The sequence below is a fragment of the Micromonospora sp. BQ32 genome (genome assembly GCF_059358895.1).
This window is the reverse complement of record NZ_JCADBI010000008.1, coordinates 178,767-195,821: the sequence shown is the minus strand read 5'-3', so window position 1 is coordinate 195,821 and position 17,055 is coordinate 178,767. Positions and strand designations below refer to the sequence as shown.

The following is a 17,055-nucleotide window of genomic DNA, read 5'->3' as shown; positions in this document are numbered from 1 at the left end:
CGCAAGGAGGATAGTCCCCGGCAGGTCGCAGCGCCGCGTGGGGTGGCGTGACACGATCTACAACGGGCCTACAGCGGGCCGAGCAGGAGCCGGTAGTGCTCCCCGAAGATCCGGTCGCCGCGTCCGCGCAGCAGCGGGTCGCGCAGCGCCGGCGGCACGTCCCTGGTCCGGTTGCGGTCCCGGGTCCGGTCCCGCACCCATCGGGTACGCGGACGGCGACGGCTTTCGTACGCCACGAGCGCCGCCTCCACGCTGTTGGCGGCGCGCAGCGACTCGGCCAGCACCACGGCGTCCTCCAACGCCATGGCCGCACCCTGCGACAGCGTCGGCGCGGTGGCGTGCGCGGCGTCGCCGACCAGCAGGACTCGCCCCCGGTACCAGCGGCCCAACTCCACCTCGTCGGTGATCCCGACGTGCACCTCGTCGAGCGCCGCCAGCACCTCGGGGACCGGGCCGCGGTAGTCGGCGAAGAGGTCCCGTAGCCGGGCCAGCGGGTTGGCGGGTTCCTCGGTGCCGGCCTCGTCGGCGTAGAGGTGCAGCCGCCCGGCACCGATCGGCACCATCAGGAACCCGGAGCGCTGGCCGAGCAGTGCGGTCCACTCGGTGACCGGTGGACCGTCGCGCAGGACGGCCCGGTAGACCACCTGCCCGACCGGGCGCGGCGGCCCGCCGAGCGCGGCCAGCGCACGAACCGAGGAGCGTGGCCCGTCGGCGCCGATGACCAGGTCGTACTCGGTGGTGGTGCCGTCGGTGAAGGTGACGCCGACCGCGCCCGGGAGGAGATCCAGGGTGCGGACCTCGGCGCCGTGGCGGACGGCGCCGCCGGCGCCGCTGAGCAGCACCCGGTGCAGGTCGGCCCGGGGCAGGGCCCGGCACTCACCGACGCCGGCCCAGAGGGCGTCGAGGTCGACCTCGCAGAGTTGCGCGCCCGCGGCGTCGAAGAACCGCTGCCGGTGAATCACCTGCCCGGTCGGCCGGACCGGGTCGTGCAGGTCGAGGCGGTGCAGTGCGCGGGCGGCGTTGCCGGGCAGGTAGAGGCCGGTCTCGGTGGACTCCCCCGGTGGCAGCTTGTCGGTGACGTCGGGCCGGAAGCCCGCCAGGCGCAGCGCCCGGGCTACGGCCAGGCCGGCGATGCCCGCGCCGACGACGAGGATGCGCAGGGGGGAGCCACCCATGGTGGTGTACGCCTCCGGAGGGGGAGCGGCACGCGTTGGAGGCAACACGCTACTCGGAGCGATCGGCGCACACCAGGCCCAATCGGCCCGTACCCCGCCGCCCGTCGGCGACCCACGCCGCTTGGCTGGCCTTGCGGTGCCGGCCGTCCGGCGGCGGATGGCAATCCTCACAATTCACCAGTTCAACGCGTACGGTTGCGCAGCAGTTTCAGACATGTAAATGTGTCGTTGAGCGTGGGAGCGCTCCCGCACTGCCCCACCACATCCGGCGCCCGGCACGCGCCGAGTCAAGGAGCGTCATGAAACGTCAACTTCGGGCCCTGGCCGCCGCCGGGCTGCTGGTCGCCAGTTCGCTGGTGGCAGTGGCCCTCGGCGGCAGCGCCTCCGCCGACACCCAGATCTGCGAACAGTACGGCTCGGCCGTCATCCAGGGCCGCTACGTGGTGCAGAACAACCGTTGGGGCACCACCGCCCAGCAGTGCATCAACGTCACCAACAACGGCTTCGAGATCACCACCCAGAACGGCAGCAGCCCCACCAACGGGGCGCCGACGGCGTACCCCTCGGTGTTCTTCGGTTGCCACTACACCAACTGCTCCCCCGGCACGAACCTGCCGATCCAGGTGAGCCAGATCAGCAGCGCCACCAGCAGCATCTCCTACCGCTACGTCAGCGGCGCCACCTACAACGCGTCGTACGACATCTGGCTGGACCCGTCGCCCAAGCGGGACGGGGTGAACCAGATGGAGATCATGATCTGGCTCAACCGGCAGGGCCCGATCCAGCCCATCGGCTCGGTCGTCGGCACGACCAACCTGGCCGGCCGCACCTGGGAGGTCTGGCGGGGCAGCAACGGCTCCAACAACGTCATCTCCTACGTCGCGTCGTCGGCGATCTCCAGCCTGAACTTCAGCGTGCTGGACTTCATCAACGACACCCGCAACCGGGGCGCGATCACCAACTCCTGGTACCTGACCAGCATCCAGGCCGGCTTCGAGCCGTGGCAGGGCGGCGTCGGCCTCGCGGTGACGTCGTTCTCGGCCAACGTCAACGGTGGGGGCCAGCCTCCGACCACCCCGCCGCCGGGCGGTGGCGCCGCGTGCGCGGTGAAGTACACGGCGAACTCGTGGAACAACGGCTTCACGGCCGACGTGCAGATCACCAACACCGGCTCCAGCGCGATCAACGGTTGGACGCTCACCTACAGCCTGCCCAGCGGGCAGCAGGTCACCAACGCCTGGAATGCCACGGTGAGCCAGAGCGGGTCCACGGTGACCGCCCGGAACACCGGCCACAACGGGTCGGTCGCACCCGGGGGCACGGCCAGCTTCGGCTACCAGGGCACCCTGAGCGGGTCGTACTCGTCACCGACCAGCTTCTCGCTCAACGGGGCAACCTGCTCCCGCACCTGAGCCAACACCACGACGTGCGGGGGCGTGACCTGGTCGGTCACGCCCCCGCACGTCGCTGGTCGCGGGTGAAAGAATCACGCTTAACTATGCATTAATATTATCTGCGTACCTTCCGAACATGTCGGTCAAAGCGCTATTTCGGCACGATGTCCCATCGTCGATCGTTGTCTTCCTGATCGCCATCCCGTTGTCCCTCGGCATCGCTGCCGCCTCCGGAGCACCCCTGCTGGCCGGGCTGATCGCCGCCGTCGTGGGCGGGATAGTCGCCGGCGCGCTCAGCGGCGCGCCGCTCCAGGTCAGCGGACCAGCGGCTGGGCTCACCGTGATCGTCGCGGGCACCATCGCCGAGTTCGGCTTCGCCGGCACCGCCGCGATCGTGACCCTCGCCGGGCTGCTGCAGATCCTGCTCGGCATCACCCGCCTCGGGCGGGCCGCGCTCGCTCTTTCGCCGACGGTCGTACACGGGATGCTGGCCGGCATCGGCCTGGTCATCGCGCTGAGCCAGGTCCACGTAGCGCTCGGCGGCGCGCCCCAGAGCTCCGCGTGGGCGAATCTCCGTGACCTACCCGGCCAGGTCGCCGACTACCACAGCGTGTCCGTGCTGCTCGGCGCGCTGACCATGACGCTGCTGCTGGTCTGGGCCCGTCTGGTCAAGACCACAATGCTGCCGGCGACCCTGGTGGCGGTGGTGGTTGCCACCGTGGTCGCGACGGCCCTCGGTGCCGACGTGGAGCGGGTGAACCTGCCCGCCAACCCCTTGAACGCGCTCACCTTCGCCCGCTGGCCCGACTCACCGCTGTGGGAGGTCCTCCCGGCAGTCATCACCATCGCCCTGGTAGCGAGCGTGGAATCTCTTCTCTCGGCGGTGGCCGTCGACCGCATGCACCACGGCGCACGGGCGAACCTCGATCGCGAACTCATCGCTCAGGGCGCCGCGAACGCCGTGTCCGGAACGCTCGGCGGCCTCCCGGTCACCGGCGTCATCGTGCGCAGCTCGGCCAACGTCGCGGCTGGGGCACGCACCCGCGCCTCGGCCATCCTGCACGGAGTCTGGATCGCCGGGTTCGTGATGGCTGGCGCCGTACTGCTGGAAATGATCCCGATGGCCGTGCTCGCCGCCGTCCTCGTGGTGGTCGGCCTGCGACTGGTGAGCCTCGCCCAGATCCGCACGTACGCCCGGCACCGGGAACTGCCCATCTATATGATCACCGCAGTGGGCGTTGCCGCGACCGACCTGCTCATCGGGGTCGGGCTGGGCATGGCGACGGCGGTGCTCTTCATGTTGTGGCGGTTGGCCCGGTGCGAGATTCACGTCACCGAGCCGAACTCCGGCAGCTGGCTCGTGTCGATCATCGGAACACTCGCCTTCGTCGCCTCCGGACGACTCACCCGCCGGCTCGCCGCCCTGCCCCCGGGGCAGCACGTCGTCCTCGAACTACACCTGGACTATCTCGACCACGGCGCCTACGAAACCATCCGCGGCTGGCAGGCGTCCTACACGCGGTCCGGTGGCACCGTCCAGGTCAACGAGGTACACGGCTCGTGGTTGCACCGTGCGGGCACCGACGGGCTCGGCACCGGCAAACGCACCTCCCCGTGCGTGGCTCGGGGTCGCCAGTTTCCGGATGCGCATGGGCACGTTGCACCGCCCCTCGCAAACCCTCGAGTTCCGTAAAATCGGGGCATCCTCATCCAGCTCGGCTGGATGAAGGTCGCATCAGAATGATCCTTGGGGTTGTCGGTGGCCACCATGGCCAACGGCTTGAACTTGCTCACCAGGACAACGATCCGCGTCCCGCAGATCGTGGATTCCTCCGGCACTTCGATTCGCCCGTACTGAGCGGAGTCTTGGATGTCCCGCTCAACTCCGCAGGTCGTCGCGAAGCGAGAATCGATGTCCGCAACCAGGATGCCGAGTATGGCCGCAAGCTGGCTTCTGCTGTAGCCGGCGGGGAACTCCAGCCATTCGGGATCATCCAGGCGACGTAACACCGCCATCACGTTCGCGTCTCTCTCGACGAACGGCACCTTCCACCCTGCCGAGATCCACTCGGGTTCCTTGAAGTCGGGGCATCCTCGCACGTGGGACACCCCGACTTCCGGGAAGTCGAGTCGATCAAGCCCGGGCGGACGCGTCAAGCCGGGGCGGACGTGGACGGGGTCAGACCCGGGTGAGGCGTACGGCGTCGGCGACGACCAGGCCGGCGGTGTTGCTCCACCGACTCACGCCCACCCGGTTGGCGTCGCCCGCCGGCAGCGTGAACGTGCCGAGAACCCGCCACTGCCCGCCGGTGGCCCGTTGGTCGACCCGCACGGTCTGGTTGCCGGTGCTGGTGGCGACGATGTACGGGGCCGCGCTGTTGTAGCCGGAGTTCGCCGGCCACCAGGCCTCGACCCGGTAGCTGGCGGTGGCCGGGACGTTGAACCGGTACCACGCCACATCGCTGGCGGCGACCGGGTCCGCGTACCGGTAGTCGGCGCCGTAGCGCTGACTGGAGTACGACGACACACCCCAGTTGGCGCTGGCGGTGAACCGCCCGCTGGTGGTGTTGTCCACAGTGGTTGTCCAGGCGGTGCCGCCGCCGGCCATTCTCGCCGCCACGTCGGCGCGCATCACGTTCAGGTCGATGAACGACGGGTCGATCTTGCCGGTGGTGCTGGTCTCCCGGTGGCCCCGGGCGTAGCTGCTGTCCCGGCCGAGGCGGGTGAGCACGGCGGCCGTGGCGGCGAGCGACGCGTTGTACTGCGCGGCGGTCATCTCCTGGTTGACACCGTTGTAGTCGATCTCCCACCCGATCATGAGGGTGTTGCCGTCCCCGGCCGGGATCGGCCCGCTGCCGCCGCTGACCCCGGCATGGTTGCACCGGCCGGCGGAGATGACGTGGAAGACGCCGTGGTAGTCGACGAGCGCCTGGCACAGCGGCCCCGGCAGGTCGGAGCGGCCGTTGATGCAGATGCCGAGCGCCGGGTGCGGGTTGCTGGCGCTGGAGGTCGAGGCGGTGTGGTGCCAGAGCACCCCGATCGGGTCGAAGGAGCCGGGCCGCATCCGGTTGAGCCAGTCCCCCTCGACCACGACCTGAACCCCGGCGGAGCGCAGCACGTCCACCAGCCAGGGGATCGTCGCCATCAGGCGTCCTGAAGCAGGTCGGCGAGGCACTCGGCCTTCGGCGCGGCGTTCGCCGCGGCGGGTCGGGCGACGACGGTCAGCGCGGCGACCACCAGGGCGGGGATGCCGAGCACCCCACGGCGGCGCAGACGGATGGACGGTGTTCGGGCCATGGCGATCCTCCAGCGACGGCGGGTACGAACGGATCGACGAACGTGATGACGGGCACGCTATACCGTCACGTACGTCGATGTCGATACCCTTCATTGCCGGGTCGCCGGCTGAAGAAAACCGCCGATTCAGACCTCGCCGAGCGCGTCGATGTCGCGCATCTCCTCGGCCGTGAGCGAGAAGTGGAAGACGTCGAAGTTGGCGCTGATCCGCTCCGGGGTGACCGACTTCGGGATCACCACGATCTCGTGGTCGATGTGCCAGCGCAGCACCACCTGCGCCGGGGAGACGCCGTGCGCGGCGGCGATCCGGGTCAGCACCGGGTCGCTGAGGTCGCTGGTCTTGAACGGGCTGTACCCCTCCAGCACCACGCCCCGGTCCCGGTGCTCGGCGTGCCGCTGCCGGTCGTACAGCGACGGGCTCCACCGAATCTGGTTGACCGCCGGGTTCTCCTCGGTGGACTGGATCAGCTCGTCGATCTCCGCGGTGCTGTAGTTGCTCACCCCGACCGCACGGGCCAGGTTCTCGTCCCGGGCGGCGAGCAGTTCGCGCCAGAGCGGGATGCTGTCCCCCGGCGACGACGGCGGCCAGTGGATCAGCCAGAGGTCGACGTGCTCGACGCCGAGCGCCTCCAGGCTGGCCTCCAGCGTCGCGCGCTCCCGGCCCACCCGGTCCGGCGGGAGCTTGGTGGTGATGAAGACGTCCTCCCGGCGCAGCCCGCTCTCCCGCACCGCACGGCCGACCTCCCGCTCGTTGCCGTACACGGTGGCGGTGTCGAGGTGCCGGTAGCCGGTGTCGAGCGCGGCCAGCACGGCGTCGTAACCGACCTGGCCGGTGGCCTGCCAGGTGCCGAAGCCGAGCAGGGGCATCCGCACGTCACCGGGGAGCAGGGCGGTGGGCTGGTCGGTGAGGTCCATGAGGTCCGTTCTACCCCGCTGCACCCCCGGCCGCCGAGCGAACCGGACACTCGGGCGGCCAGCGCACCGGTCCGGTTTGCCGGAGAATGCGGGTGTGACCGACCGGCTGGAGGAGTACCGGCGACGGCGGGACGCGGCCCGCACGCCGGAGCCGGTGCCGTCGGAGCGCCCTTCGTCGGCCGGCCCCGACGCCGACGCCGCCCGCTTCGTCATCCAGCAGCACCATGCCCGCAGCCTGCACTGGGACCTGCGCCTGGAGCACGAGGGGGTGCTCGCGTCCTGGGCGGTGCCACGCGGTCTGCCCCGCGACCCGGGTCGCAACCACCTCGCCGTGCACACCGAGGACCACCCGATGGAATACCTCGACTTCGCCGGCGAGATCCCCGCCGGCGAGTACGGCGGTGGCCGGATGCTGATCCACGACCGGGGCACCTACCGGTGCGAGAAGTGGCGCGACGACGAGGTGATCGTGACGCTCTCCGGTGAGCGGACCGCCGGCCGTTACGTCCTCTTCGCCACCGGAGGGCGGGACTGGATGGTCCGCCGCACCGACCCGGCGCCGCCGGGCTGGACACCGATGCCGGATGTGGTCCGACCGATGCACGCCACGCCCGCCGCCGGCCTCCCCCGCGACCGGGCCGCCTGGGGGTACGAGCTGCGCTGGGACGGCGTGCGGGCGATGGCGTACGTCTCCGGCGGACGGTTACGGCTGCTCTCCGAGACGGACGAGGAGATCACCGGCGGGTATCCGTGGCTGCGCGCGATGGCCGAGGCGCTCGCGCCCACCGAGGCGGTGCTCGACGGTGTGCTGGTCCGCATCGACGGTGCCGGGCGGGTCCGCCCGATCCGGCCGGCCACCGGCAGCCGGGTTCCCGCCGACGCCCAGTACCTGATCGTCGACCTGCTCTGGTTGGAGGGCGTGAGCAGCGTCGACGTGCCGTACGCGCAACGCCGGGAGCTGCTCGATGGGCTGGTCTTGGCCGGTACGCACTGGCAGACTCCGCCGTGGTTCCCGGGCGCGGGCGACGAGGCCCTGCGTGCCGGCCAGGAACAGGGCCTGCCGGGCGTGGTCGCCAAGCGACTGGACTCGGTCTACCAGCCGGGGCGGCGCAGCCGGCACTGGCTGAGCATCGACGCGGTGTGACGGCGAGGAGCGACGTGTACCTGACCCACCTGGACTGCCCGCGCTGCGGCAAGGAGTACGCCGCCGACCGGTTACAGAACCTCTGCGAGTGCGGGTCGCCGCTGCTGGCCCGCTACGACCTGCCGGCCGTGGCGAAGGCGGTCACCCCGGAACGCTTTCCGCTGCGCCCGGCCGACCTGTGGCGCTACCGGGAGCTGCTGCCGGTCGCCGACCCTCGGCACGTCACCACGCTGGGTGAGGGCTGGACGCCGCTGTTGCGCGCCCCGGCGTACGGCACCGAGATCGGCGTCGCGGACCTGATGGTCAAGGACGAGGGGTTGATCCCGACCGGCTCGTTCAAGGCCCGGGGCGCGGCGGTCGGCGTGAGCCGGGCTCGCGAGCTGGGCGTCGAGCGGATCGCGATGCCCACCAACGGCAACGCCGGGTCAGCCTGGGCCACGTACGCCGCGCGGGCCGGGATGGGCGCGACCATCGTCATGCCGCTGGAGGCCCCGAGCATCTGCCGGCGCGAGTGCGTCGCCGCCGGGGCCGACCTGCGCCTGATCGACGGGCTGATCGGCGACGCCGGTCGGTGGGTGGCCGAGCTGATCGCGGAGTCGAACGGGGCGATCTTCGACGCCGGCACGCTGCGCGAGCCCTACCGGCTGGAGGGCAAGAAGACGATGGGGTACGAGATCGTCGAGCAGCTCGGCTGGCAGGCACCCGACGTGATCATCTATCCGACCGGCGGCGGGGTCGGCCTGATCGGGATCCACAAGGCGCTGCACGAGCTGCGTGAGCTGGGCTGGATCGGCGACAAGCTGCCCCGCCTGGTGGCGGTGCAGTCCACCGGCTGCGCGCCGATCGTGCGGGCGTTCGCCACCGGCGAGGATCGGGCGCAGCCGTGGGCGGACGCGCACACGGTGGCGTTCGGCATCACCGTGCCGGCGCCGCTGGGTGACGAGCTGATCCTGGCGGCGTTGCGGGAGTCCTCCGGCACGGCCGTCGCCGTCGACGACGCGGACATCCTGGCCGACCTGCGGGACTTCGCCGCCCGGGAGGGGTTGTTGCTCTGCCCGGAGGGGGCGGCCTGCCTCACCGCGGCTCGGCAGCTGCGCGCCGGCGGGTGGATCCGGGCCGGCGAACGGGTGGTGGTGCTGAACACCGGCGCCGGGCTGAAGTACCCGGACACGGTCGACGTGTCCGGCGTACCCCTGGTGGGGTGAGGTGACGGCACCCCGCGGACCGGCGGTGCGCGGGGTGCGTCGTGCGTGCCGGTCTACTGGTAGGTGATGTCCGAGGGTGAGTAGAGGCAGTTGACGCCGTCGGCGCCCTCGCCGATCTCGGTCGGCTCGCTGCCCTTCGGCACGCCCTTGTACTTCACGCAGATCGAGGTCTCCCGGTCCGGGTCGCCGACGATGGTGATCCGGCTGAACCGGGCGGTGTCGCCCCAGTTGGTGTTGATGCCGGCGATCGCGTCGGTGTTCCGGACGGTCACGTTGTCGATCACCACGTGCCGCTGGTACGACGTGGAGCAGTTGCCGCAGGCACGGTAGAGCTTGCCGGCGTTCTCCACCCGGAAGTTCTTGATGTGGACGGTGCCCGAGCCGTTGTGCTGGAAGACCTTGTCGCTGGCGGAGCGGGCCCCGCCGCCGTCGACGGTGTACGTGGTGCCGCCGCGGAAGGTCGCCGCGTCCTCGCCGACGTCCTCCCACCAGACGTTGATCAGGGTGCAGTTGCCCTCGCAGTGCACGCCGTCACCGGCCGGGGCGCCGATGATCACGTTGCGCAGGGTGGCGCCGGCGGCCAGCTCGAACATCGGGTCCTGGCTCTCGCTCTGCCCGCCGTCACCGATGCCGTAGTAGCGCTTGAGTCCACCGTCGAAGGTGCCGGAGACCGCGACAGTCGCGTCCACCTTCTGGCTGCCGGTGGGAGTCGGCCAGCCGGCCGGCGGGACGGTCGGGCCCGGCGTGGTGGGCGGCGGCGGAGTGGTCGTCGGCGGCGGTGTGGTCGGGGTGCCGCCACCGGACGAGTCGACCACCACGTCGTCGAAGCCGCCGCTGGCGTACGCGGTGACCAGCCCGATCCGGCCGGCGCCGGCAAGGCTGTTGCTGCCGGACGCGATCTGCGTGCCGTTGACGAAGCCGCGGATGGTGCTGCCGCTGGTCTCGATGCGCAGGGTGTACCAGGTGCCGGCGCCGATGCCCAACGAGGCGGACCCGATCGCGGTGACGGAGCTGCCGTTGACCGCCTGGAGTTCGGCTCGGCCGGAGCCGAGCAGGGCCAGCCGGTACATCTTGGTGCTGCTGGCGGAGCGGGCGGCGAGCCCGACCAGGGCGCTGGACGAGCCGAAGCTCGTCGGCCTGACCCGAGCCTGCACCGAGTAGTTGGTCCAGCTGGTCTGGCCGGCGAACTGGCGGGCCAGCTCGCTGCCGGCGTTGGACTGGTTGAGCACGCCGGAGCCGTCGACGGTCCAGGTGCCGCCGGACTTGGACCAGCCGGAGGTGTCGCCGTCGGCGAAGTCGTCGCTGAAGACGGTGGCCGCGAAGGCCGAGGTCATGCCGGCGGCGAGGGCCGCGGCGGTCGCCCCGGCACCCACCGCCAGCAGGAGTGGTCGGCGGCCGGAGAGTCGTCTTTTCTGCACAGGTGTCCTCCTTGACGCATGTGGTGGTGATCCCGCCGCGGCCGTACCGAGACGTGTCGGCACGGCGTGCTGCGCGTGAACGGGATCGGTGTGCGTCCCCGTCGGACGCCCGGATCCGAAGCGGGGTGAAGCGGGATCACAACCCTGGGGAAAGGGCTTTCCCGACCCTTCGAGGCTAGGACTGCCCAAGCATCAGCGTCAATGCCTGACGCTTGCAGGTCTGTTGCAGGATTCCGGCCGGGAAGAAACGCCGAGAGATCAGTAGCTCTCCGGCTCGGTGATCCGCCAGGCCGCGTTGATCAGGCCGATGTGCGAGAGCGCCTGCGGGGTGTTGCCGAGCTGCATCCCGGTGGTGAGGTCGATCTGCTCGCTGAACAGCCCCACGTCGTTGGCGTACCCGACGACCCGCTCGAAGAGCGCCTCGGCCCGCTGCTGCTCACCCGTCATCACCAGGCACTCCACCAGCCAGAACGAGCACAGCAGGAATCCGGCCGGGTCGGTCGTCCAGCGCCGCAGCAGGCCGTCCTCGGTGCCCAGCTCGCGCTCGACCATCGCGATGGTCGAGCGCATCCGCGGGTCGGTGGCCGGCAGGAAGTGCGTGACCGGCAGGGCGAGCACCGAGGCGTCCAACTCCGCCGACCCGAACGCGCCGGTGAACGCCCCGATCCGGTCGTTCCACCCCTCGCGCAGCACGGTGTCGCGGATCTCGTCGCGCACCCGAGCCCAGCGACGGGGGTCGGCCCGTTCGCCGAGCCGGTCAGCGAGCCCCACCGCCCGGTCCATGGTCAGCCAGCAGGCCACCTTGGACGAGACGTAGTGCCGCTCCTCGTCGCGAGTCTCCCAGATGCCCCGGTCCGGCAGGTGCCACGTCGAGGCCACCTGCTCGGTCAGCCCGAGCACCATCTCCCGCAGCTCGTCCTCGAACGTCGCGCCGAGGTAGTCGCGCAGCCGCCACACCGCCGACATCACCTCACCCGGCACGTCGAGCTGCCGCTGTCGCCAGGCATCGTTGCCGACCCGCACGGGCCTGCTGTCGCGGTAGCCGCGTAGGTGGGGGCAGTGGTGCTCGGAGAGGTCGCGCTCGCCCTCCAGCCCGAAGAGCACCGGGACGGGCTCGTCGCCGAACCGGCCGATCGAGCGGGTCGCCCAGGCGAACAGCCGGGACGTCTCGTCGGGGCAGGCCGCCACCCAGAGCGCCCGCATCGTCAACGAGAAGTCCCGTAGCCAGGAGTAGCGGTAGTCGTAGTTCCGGTCGCCGCCGATCTGCTCCGGCAGCGAGGTGGTCAGCGCCGCGGCGACCGCGCCACTGCGGGCGTACGTGAGGCCGGTCAGGACCGTCGAGCTGTGCTTGACGAGTTCGGGGTAGCGGCCGGAGTACCCGTGCGTCTCCCGGAACGCCTGCCACGCCCGCGTCGTCTCGGCGAGGGTGGTCAGCGGGTCCATCCGGGCCGGCGGGTCGCCGTACGCCTCGCCGAACGCGAGGTCCATCCCGATCACCTGACCGGCGGAGACCTCGAACTCGTGGTTCACCCGATCGGTGCCCGCCCGCAGGTGCAGACCTCCGGCGCGCAACATCAGCACCACCGGGCCGGCACCGGCCAGCACCCCGCCGTCCGGCTGCTCGTGCAGGTACGGCGTGAGCAGGCCGTACTCCGGGCGGGGCGCGAAGTCCAACGCCATTCGCACCCGCCCGGACAGGCCCTCCACCACCCGAATCAGCACGGCGGGTGAGTTCTTGCCCAGCTCGTGGGCACGGGCGCCGGTCTCGGCGGCCAGGGCGTCGGTGACCGCCACGCTGCCGTCCGGGGTGTGGTGCACCGTCCGCAGCACCAACGAGTCCGGCAGGTACGCGCGCTCCACCCGGTGACCCGGGCCGCCGACCCCGACCGGCGCCAGCCGGAAGTGGCCAGCTTTCGGGTCGAGCAACCGCGCGAACACGGACGACCCGTCAAACCGGTGCGGGCACCACCAGTCGATCGAGCCGTCCTTCCCGACCAGGGCACCCGAACGAGAGTCCGAGAGGAACCCGTAGTCGGAGATCCGCGGCTGCTGCTCCACCCGCCGGGGGTACCCGCATCGGCCCGGATCAGGCGGGACGGCTCACTCGGTCGGAGGCTCGTCCTCGCCCGCCGCCTCGGCCGCGTCGGCCTCCTCCTTGGTCTTGTGCACGGCCTGGTCGGCGTGCTCCGGAGGCCCGTAGACCGTGTACAGCACCAGCGGGTTGGGGCCGGTGTTGACGAAGTTGTGCTTGGTGCCGGCCGGCACCACGACCAGGTCGCCCGCGGCGACCTTCCGCTTCGCGCCGGCGACCCGGGCCTCGCCCACGCCGCTGACGAAGGTGAGGATCTGGTCGATGTCCTCGTGCACCTCCTCGCCGATCTCACCACCGGCGGGGATGGTCATGATGACCAGCTGGGTGTGCTCACCGGTCCACAGCACCCGCCGGAAATCCGGGCTCTTCTCGGCGACAGTCGCGATAGTGAAATGCTCCATGTCCATGCTCATACCCCGTCCGGCAGTGCGCCACGCCGGGACTGGCGAATGGTGGAATTCCCCACGGTCAGCGGGTTTGGATTCGGCTGGACCGGGGATCGAGAGCGCGGACCGGCACGAAGGGCCGGTCGAGCCAGGTCCCCGCCGGCGTACCGCCGAACGGCTGCGATGGTGGGAGACGGCCAGAGCGCGGCGACGTTCCGACCACGGTCGAGCGGCGCCGTGCGCTCGTCTGGGCCCCGCGCCCGCGCCCCGCGATCTTGCACTTACTGTCCCGACATAGAGGGCATATCACGCGTGTCGGCAACCGAAACCGCAAGATCGGCGCGACGGTGAGACGTCAGCGGTGCAGCCAGGTGAGCAGGTCGGGCGGGGCGAGCGGGGCGAGCGCGGCGAGCCGTTTCTGGTAGCGGGCGAGGCCAGCCTCGTCCAGCAGGTCGCGTCCCTGAGAGCCGCCCCGGCGAAAGAACGCCTGCCGGTCACGCAGCACGCCGAGCGTGTCGGGTGCGAGCTGGTCGGCGCGCTCACGCATGCGACCGAAGGTGGCCGCCTCGATGAGCTCGGGCCAGCGACCGGCGGGGACCGCGATGCCCCACCGGTCGGCGAGGCGGCGCATCTCACCGCCCAGATCGGCCAGCAGGTCGTCGTAGTGCACCAGCTCGACGTTCGGCTCGTGCCGGCGGGCCCACGCGTCGGTCAGGTGCATCAGCACCCCGGGCAGCGAATCCAACTCGGCGCGGGGGTCCGCCTCGCGGTCGACCCATTTCAGCAACCACTCCCGCACCGGAGGCCGCCCGGGAGGTGGCCCGGCCGGGGCGGGTTGGCCGGTCAGCTCGGCGAGGCGCGCCCGGTCCAGGTTGGCGCCCTGGTGGTAGAGGGAGACCGCCATGTCCAGCGGGTGCCGGGCCACCACCACGTAGTGCGCCCGAGGGTCGAGCGGCACCCCGTCCAGCGGGGTGTGCGTCTTGATGAACCGCCGGTGCGGCTGGCCGGCCAGCCGGTCGTACACGGCGTCCCGCGGCTCGCCCAACCAGTCCAGCCACGGCGACAGCACGGTCAGCGGCGCCGGCAACTCCGGGGTGCCCAGCACCAGCAGCGCACAGATCATCTGCATCCAGGTGGTGCCGCTCTTGGACCGGGTGCTGATCACGATGTCGCCGTCGCGGAACGGGAAGCCGGTCCAGCGCGCGCTGTCCTCTTCGTCGGATCGGTAGCGGCGAATTGGCGTGGGCATCGGTGGATGGTAGTCGCCGAACCGACAGTCGAGCAGCCGAATTCCGGCTTACATTCCTGGGGGCTCTGCGTATACCTGGCTAGATTGAAGTATGGTGCCCGCCCACGGGGGCCGGGCGGCGGCGCCGGTCTACCGCCCCATCCTCGCCAGCCGACGAGGCGAGCTTGAGGCCCTGAGCCACCTCGATCCCTCGTACGCCGCACTGATCGCCCCCGTCCTGGAGGTCGGCGCGATCGATCGGTCCATGATGGACGCCGTCGGCCGGTTGCCAGCCGGGCTGCTGCCCGCCGTCGACGTCAGCGCGCTACCCGACATCCCCGAGGCGGAGCTGACCCACTGGGGCGTACCGGTGGTTCCGGTCATCGGGCTCACGGAGGGCGACCACCGGCTGGTCGCGCACGGCGCGGCGGCGCGGTCGTACGGCCGGCGCGCGCTCATCCGGCTGCGGACCGGCCAGGATCGGGCTGGGCCGGACGCGAGCACCACCGCCGTGGAACGGATCTGGCGGTTCACCGGTCTCGCCCCGGAGGAGTGCGACCTGCTGGTGGACGCGGGGGACGTGTGCTGCCCGGCGGATGTGCGAACCGCCGAACCCCGGGTGCGCCGCCTGCTGGACTGGGCGCGCCGACACGCCTGGCGGTCGGTGACGGTGGCCGCCGGTGGCATGCCGCCGACGCTGTCCCGGTTGCCCACCGACGAACCGGTCCAACTGGACCGTTGGGACTGGCAACTGTGGCGACGACTGGCCGACACCGGGGTCGACTACGGCGACTACGGCGTTCACCCGGCCGGGCCGGGCACCGGTGATCCCGGAGACCGGTTGCCCACCGTGCGGTACACCGACGACGGCAGTTGGTGGGTCTACCGCTGGGCGCGACGCGGTGGCCGAGGTGACGACCGGTTCGCCGACCTGTGTCGCACGCTGGTGTCGGCACCACACTGGCCACCCACCGGGGCGGCCTTCTCCTGGGGTGACCACGAGCTGCTACGCCGGGCCCGCAGGGGCGCCGGCGCCGGCTCGGCCGCCAACTGGGCCGCGTGGAGCACCTCGCACCACCTGGCCCACGTGCTCGCCACCCTGTTGCATCCGGCCGGTGACGGCGCGCCGAGGTGGCACCCCGGGCAGGGCCCGCCGCAGCGGGGCCGATCGCTGCGGTGACGGCCGGGTCTACTGCTTCTCGGTGAAACCGAACTGGATGATGCCCTCGTCGTCGACGGTGGCGTCCACCGACGCGTCGCCGAGCAGCTCGGCGGCGTCCTCGTCCAGGAAGATCCGGGCGCCCTGGTTGTCGACCACCCGATCGCCCTGTGCCGGCTCGGGCACCAACTCGACGGTGAGCGAGCCGGCCTCGGCGTCGGCGGCGATCCGCACCCCGCCGTCCTGGGCGACGTCCTGTTGGTTGGCGAGGTCACGAATGACGAGTACGGCGTTATCGGTCATGGTGAGCATGGGCGGAACTCCTCGTGGATTCTCGGCTCGCGGTCGGATACCGCGCGGACCGGACGATCGGCCCGCGTACGAGCACACGTGGGAGGCGACAGAGGGGCGAACGGTCGTCGCCGTCGCATCGGATCGGGGCAGCTGACGGCCCCGTCACTCCCACCGTGCCTGCTCACCGGGCATCCGTCAAATAGAGCCGGGTCAGTGGAGAGCGGCGGCCGGGGCCAGCAACGCGCGAATCTCGTTGACCGCCGCGCGGCCGGCCCGGTTGGCCCCGATGGTGCTGGCCGAGGGGCCATACCCGACCAGGTGAACCCGTGCGTCGGCGGCCACCCGGGTGCCGTCCATCGTGATACCGCCGCCCGGCGCACGCAGCCCCAGCGGGGCGAGATGGTCGATGGCCGCCCGGAAGCCGGTGCACCAGAGAATCGCGTCCGCCGGCACGAACCGCCCGTCCGTCCAGGCGACCCCGTCGGGCGTGATCCGGTCGAACATGGGTAGCCGGTCGAGGACGCCGCGCTCGCGCAGTCGGCGTACCTCGGGGGTGACCGGCAGTCCGGTCACGCCCACCACGCTGCCCGGCGGTCGGCCGGCGCGGACCGCCTCGTCCACCCGGGCCACCGCGGCGCGGCCCAGTTCCGGGCCGAACTCCTCGTCGTTGAACGTCGGCGGCCGACGGGTCACCCAGGTGGTGGCCGCCGCCACGGTGGAGACCTCGCCGAGCAGTTGCACGGCCGAGGTGCCGCCACCGACCACCACCACGCGAAGGCCGGTGAACTCGGCCGGCCCTCGGTAGTCGGCGGTGTGCAGCTGGCGTCGGAGAAACGTCGACCGGCCCGGGTAGTGCGGCCAGAACGGTCGGGTCCAGGTGCCGGTGGCGTTGATCAGAGCCCGGGTGGTCCAGGCGCCCCGGTCGGTGTGCACATCCAACCGGCCGTCGGGGCGGGAGCGCACCGCCTGGACCCGCACCGGCCGCCGCACCGGCAGGTCGAAGGTGCTCTCGTACGCGGCGAAGTAGGCGCTGACCTGCTCGGCAGCCGGGCGTTGCGGCTCGGTGGGCGGGAGCGGCAGCCCGGGCAGGTCGTGGAAGCCGTGCACCCGGTCGAAGACCAGCGTGGGCCAGCGGTGCTGCCAGGCGCCGCCGGGCCCGTCGTCGGCGTCGAGGATGACGAAGCCGCTGCCGGGCGCGAAGCCGGTGCGGCGCAGGTGATAGCCGGCGCTCAGGCCGGCCTGCCCGGCACCGATCACCACGACGTCCGCGGAGTGGGTGTCCACGTGGGCTACAACGCCCCGGATGTCGCCGCTGTGCCCGCTCTCGACCGTCGCGCCGATCACAGAC

At 71.5% G+C, this 17,055-nt stretch carries 15 protein-coding genes; 5 read left to right on the top strand and 10 right to left on the bottom strand.

All coding sequences use genetic code 11. The features are described 5' to 3' along the window. Positions 1-68: 68 nt before the first annotated feature. Entirely contained in the window at positions 69-1,175 is a 1,107-nt protein-coding gene (locus tag AC5L30_RS17725) for an FAD-dependent monooxygenase (RefSeq protein ID WP_494868503.1), read from the bottom strand. A 299-nt stretch (positions 1,176-1,474) separates the two neighbouring features. On the opposite strand from AC5L30_RS17725, the gene AC5L30_RS17720 reads away from it, so the two are divergent. Further along, complete coding sequence (locus AC5L30_RS17720; protein WP_494868501.1) at positions 1,475-2,587, top strand: glycoside hydrolase family 12 protein; 1,113 nt, start codon at positions 1,475-1,477, stop codon at positions 2,585-2,587. A gap of 118 nt (positions 2,588-2,705) precedes the next feature. Further along, on the top strand, positions 2,706-4,262 hold the full coding sequence (locus AC5L30_RS17715) for a SulP family inorganic anion transporter (protein ID WP_494868500.1): 1,557 nt from the start codon (positions 2,706-2,708) through the stop codon (positions 4,260-4,262). Between the two features lie 486 nt (positions 4,263-4,748). On the opposite strand, the gene AC5L30_RS17710 is transcribed toward AC5L30_RS17715, so the two are convergent. From AC5L30_RS17710 to AC5L30_RS17700, 3 genes are all read right to left on the bottom strand, one after another. Continuing rightward, positions 4,749-5,714 (bottom strand): golvesin C-terminal-like domain-containing protein, encoded by a 966-nt coding sequence (locus AC5L30_RS17710; RefSeq protein ID WP_494868499.1) that lies wholly within the window; start codon positions 5,712-5,714, stop codon positions 4,749-4,751. Continuing rightward, complete coding sequence (locus tag AC5L30_RS17705) at positions 5,714-5,866, bottom strand: hypothetical protein (protein WP_167457661.1); 153 nt, start codon at positions 5,864-5,866, stop codon at positions 5,714-5,716. Before AC5L30_RS17705 ends, AC5L30_RS17710 begins: the two co-directional genes overlap by 1 nt. A gap of 126 nt (positions 5,867-5,992) precedes the next feature. Beyond that, positions 5,993-6,781, bottom strand: a complete 789-nt coding sequence (locus AC5L30_RS17700; protein ID WP_494868497.1) for an aldo/keto reductase — start codon at positions 6,779-6,781, stop codon at positions 5,993-5,995. A gap of 94 nt (positions 6,782-6,875) precedes the next feature. On the opposite strand from AC5L30_RS17700, the gene AC5L30_RS17695 reads away from it, so the two are divergent. Both AC5L30_RS17695 and AC5L30_RS17690 read left to right on the top strand, forming a co-directional pair. Next, the gene (locus tag AC5L30_RS17695) at positions 6,876-7,925 is read left to right on the top strand and encodes a DNA polymerase ligase N-terminal domain-containing protein (protein ID WP_494868496.1); all 1,050 of its coding nucleotides are present in this window, start codon (positions 6,876-6,878) and stop codon (positions 7,923-7,925) included. A 14-nt stretch (positions 7,926-7,939) separates the two neighbouring features. After that, a complete protein-coding gene (locus AC5L30_RS17690; protein ID WP_494868495.1) occupies positions 7,940-9,130 on the top strand; it encodes a threonine synthase in 1,191 nt (396 codons plus the stop codon). 53 nt (positions 9,131-9,183) lie between these two features. Here the strand turns inward: AC5L30_RS17690 and AC5L30_RS17685 are convergent, their stop codons facing one another. The 4 genes from AC5L30_RS17685 to AC5L30_RS17670 all read right to left on the bottom strand — a co-directional run bounded on the left by AC5L30_RS17685 (position 9,184) and on the right by AC5L30_RS17670 (position 14,275). Then, positions 9,184-10,548, bottom strand: a complete 1,365-nt coding sequence (locus AC5L30_RS17685; RefSeq protein WP_494868494.1) for a pectate lyase — start codon at positions 10,546-10,548, stop codon at positions 9,184-9,186. 258 nt (positions 10,549-10,806) lie between these two features. Continuing rightward, positions 10,807-12,606, bottom strand: a complete 1,800-nt coding sequence (locus tag AC5L30_RS17680) for a glycoside hydrolase family 15 protein (protein ID WP_494868493.1) — start codon at positions 12,604-12,606, stop codon at positions 10,807-10,809. Between the two features lie 42 nt (positions 12,607-12,648). Further along, positions 12,649-13,041: a cupin domain-containing protein gene (locus AC5L30_RS17675; protein ID WP_141908058.1), complete on the bottom strand. Its 393-nt coding sequence runs from the start codon at positions 13,039-13,041 to the stop codon at positions 12,649-12,651. A gap of 340 nt (positions 13,042-13,381) precedes the next feature. Further along, the gene (locus tag AC5L30_RS17670; RefSeq protein WP_494868492.1) at positions 13,382-14,275 is read right to left on the bottom strand and encodes a sulfotransferase domain-containing protein; all 894 of its coding nucleotides are present in this window, start codon (positions 14,273-14,275) and stop codon (positions 13,382-13,384) included. Positions 14,276-14,366: 91 nt separating this feature from the next. Here AC5L30_RS17670 and AC5L30_RS17665 point away from each other — a divergent pair, with 91 nt between their 5' ends. Continuing rightward, entirely contained in the window at positions 14,367-15,434 is a 1,068-nt protein-coding gene (locus tag AC5L30_RS17665) for a beta family protein (RefSeq protein ID WP_494868491.1), read from the top strand. Positions 15,435-15,443: 9 nt separating this feature from the next. On the opposite strand, the gene AC5L30_RS17660 is transcribed toward AC5L30_RS17665, so the two are convergent. Further along, positions 15,444-15,725: an adhesin gene (locus tag AC5L30_RS17660; RefSeq protein ID WP_494868490.1), complete on the bottom strand. Its 282-nt coding sequence runs from the start codon at positions 15,723-15,725 to the stop codon at positions 15,444-15,446. 192 nt (positions 15,726-15,917) lie between these two features. After that, positions 15,918-17,051 (bottom strand): NAD(P)-binding domain-containing protein, encoded by a 1,134-nt coding sequence (locus AC5L30_RS17655; protein WP_494868489.1) that lies wholly within the window; start codon positions 17,049-17,051, stop codon positions 15,918-15,920. Positions 17,052-17,055: the final 4 nt, after the last annotated feature.

Excerpts from the sequence above, each read along its gene's own strand:
- AC5L30_RS17720 (WP_494868501.1), top strand. The coding sequence starts at position 1,475 with ATGAAACGTCAACTTCGGGCCCTGGCCGCCGCCGGGCTGCTGGTCGCC.
- AC5L30_RS17675 (WP_141908058.1), bottom strand. The coding sequence starts at position 13,041 with ATGGAGCATTTCACTATCGCGACTGTCGCCGAGAAGAGCCCGGATTTC.
- AC5L30_RS17725 (WP_494868503.1), bottom strand. The coding sequence starts at position 1,175 with ATGGGTGGCTCCCCCCTGCGCATCCTCGTCGTCGGCGCGGGCATCGCC.
- AC5L30_RS17670 (WP_494868492.1), bottom strand. The coding sequence starts at position 14,275 with ATGCCCACGCCAATTCGCCGCTACCGATCCGACGAAGAGGACAGCGCG.
- AC5L30_RS17710 (WP_494868499.1), bottom strand. The coding sequence starts at position 5,714 with ATGGCGACGATCCCCTGGCTGGTGGACGTGCTGCGCTCCGCCGGGGTT.
- AC5L30_RS17665 (WP_494868491.1), top strand. The coding sequence starts at position 14,367 with ATGGTGCCCGCCCACGGGGGCCGGGCGGCGGCGCCGGTCTACCGCCCC.
- AC5L30_RS17715 (WP_494868500.1), top strand. The coding sequence starts at position 2,706 with ATGTCGGTCAAAGCGCTATTTCGGCACGATGTCCCATCGTCGATCGTT.
- AC5L30_RS17660 (WP_494868490.1), bottom strand. The coding sequence starts at position 15,725 with ATGCTCACCATGACCGATAACGCCGTACTCGTCATTCGTGACCTCGCC.
- AC5L30_RS17700 (WP_494868497.1), bottom strand. The coding sequence starts at position 6,781 with ATGGACCTCACCGACCAGCCCACCGCCCTGCTCCCCGGTGACGTGCGG.
- AC5L30_RS17705 (WP_167457661.1), bottom strand. The coding sequence starts at position 5,866 with ATGGCCCGAACACCGTCCATCCGTCTGCGCCGCCGTGGGGTGCTCGGC.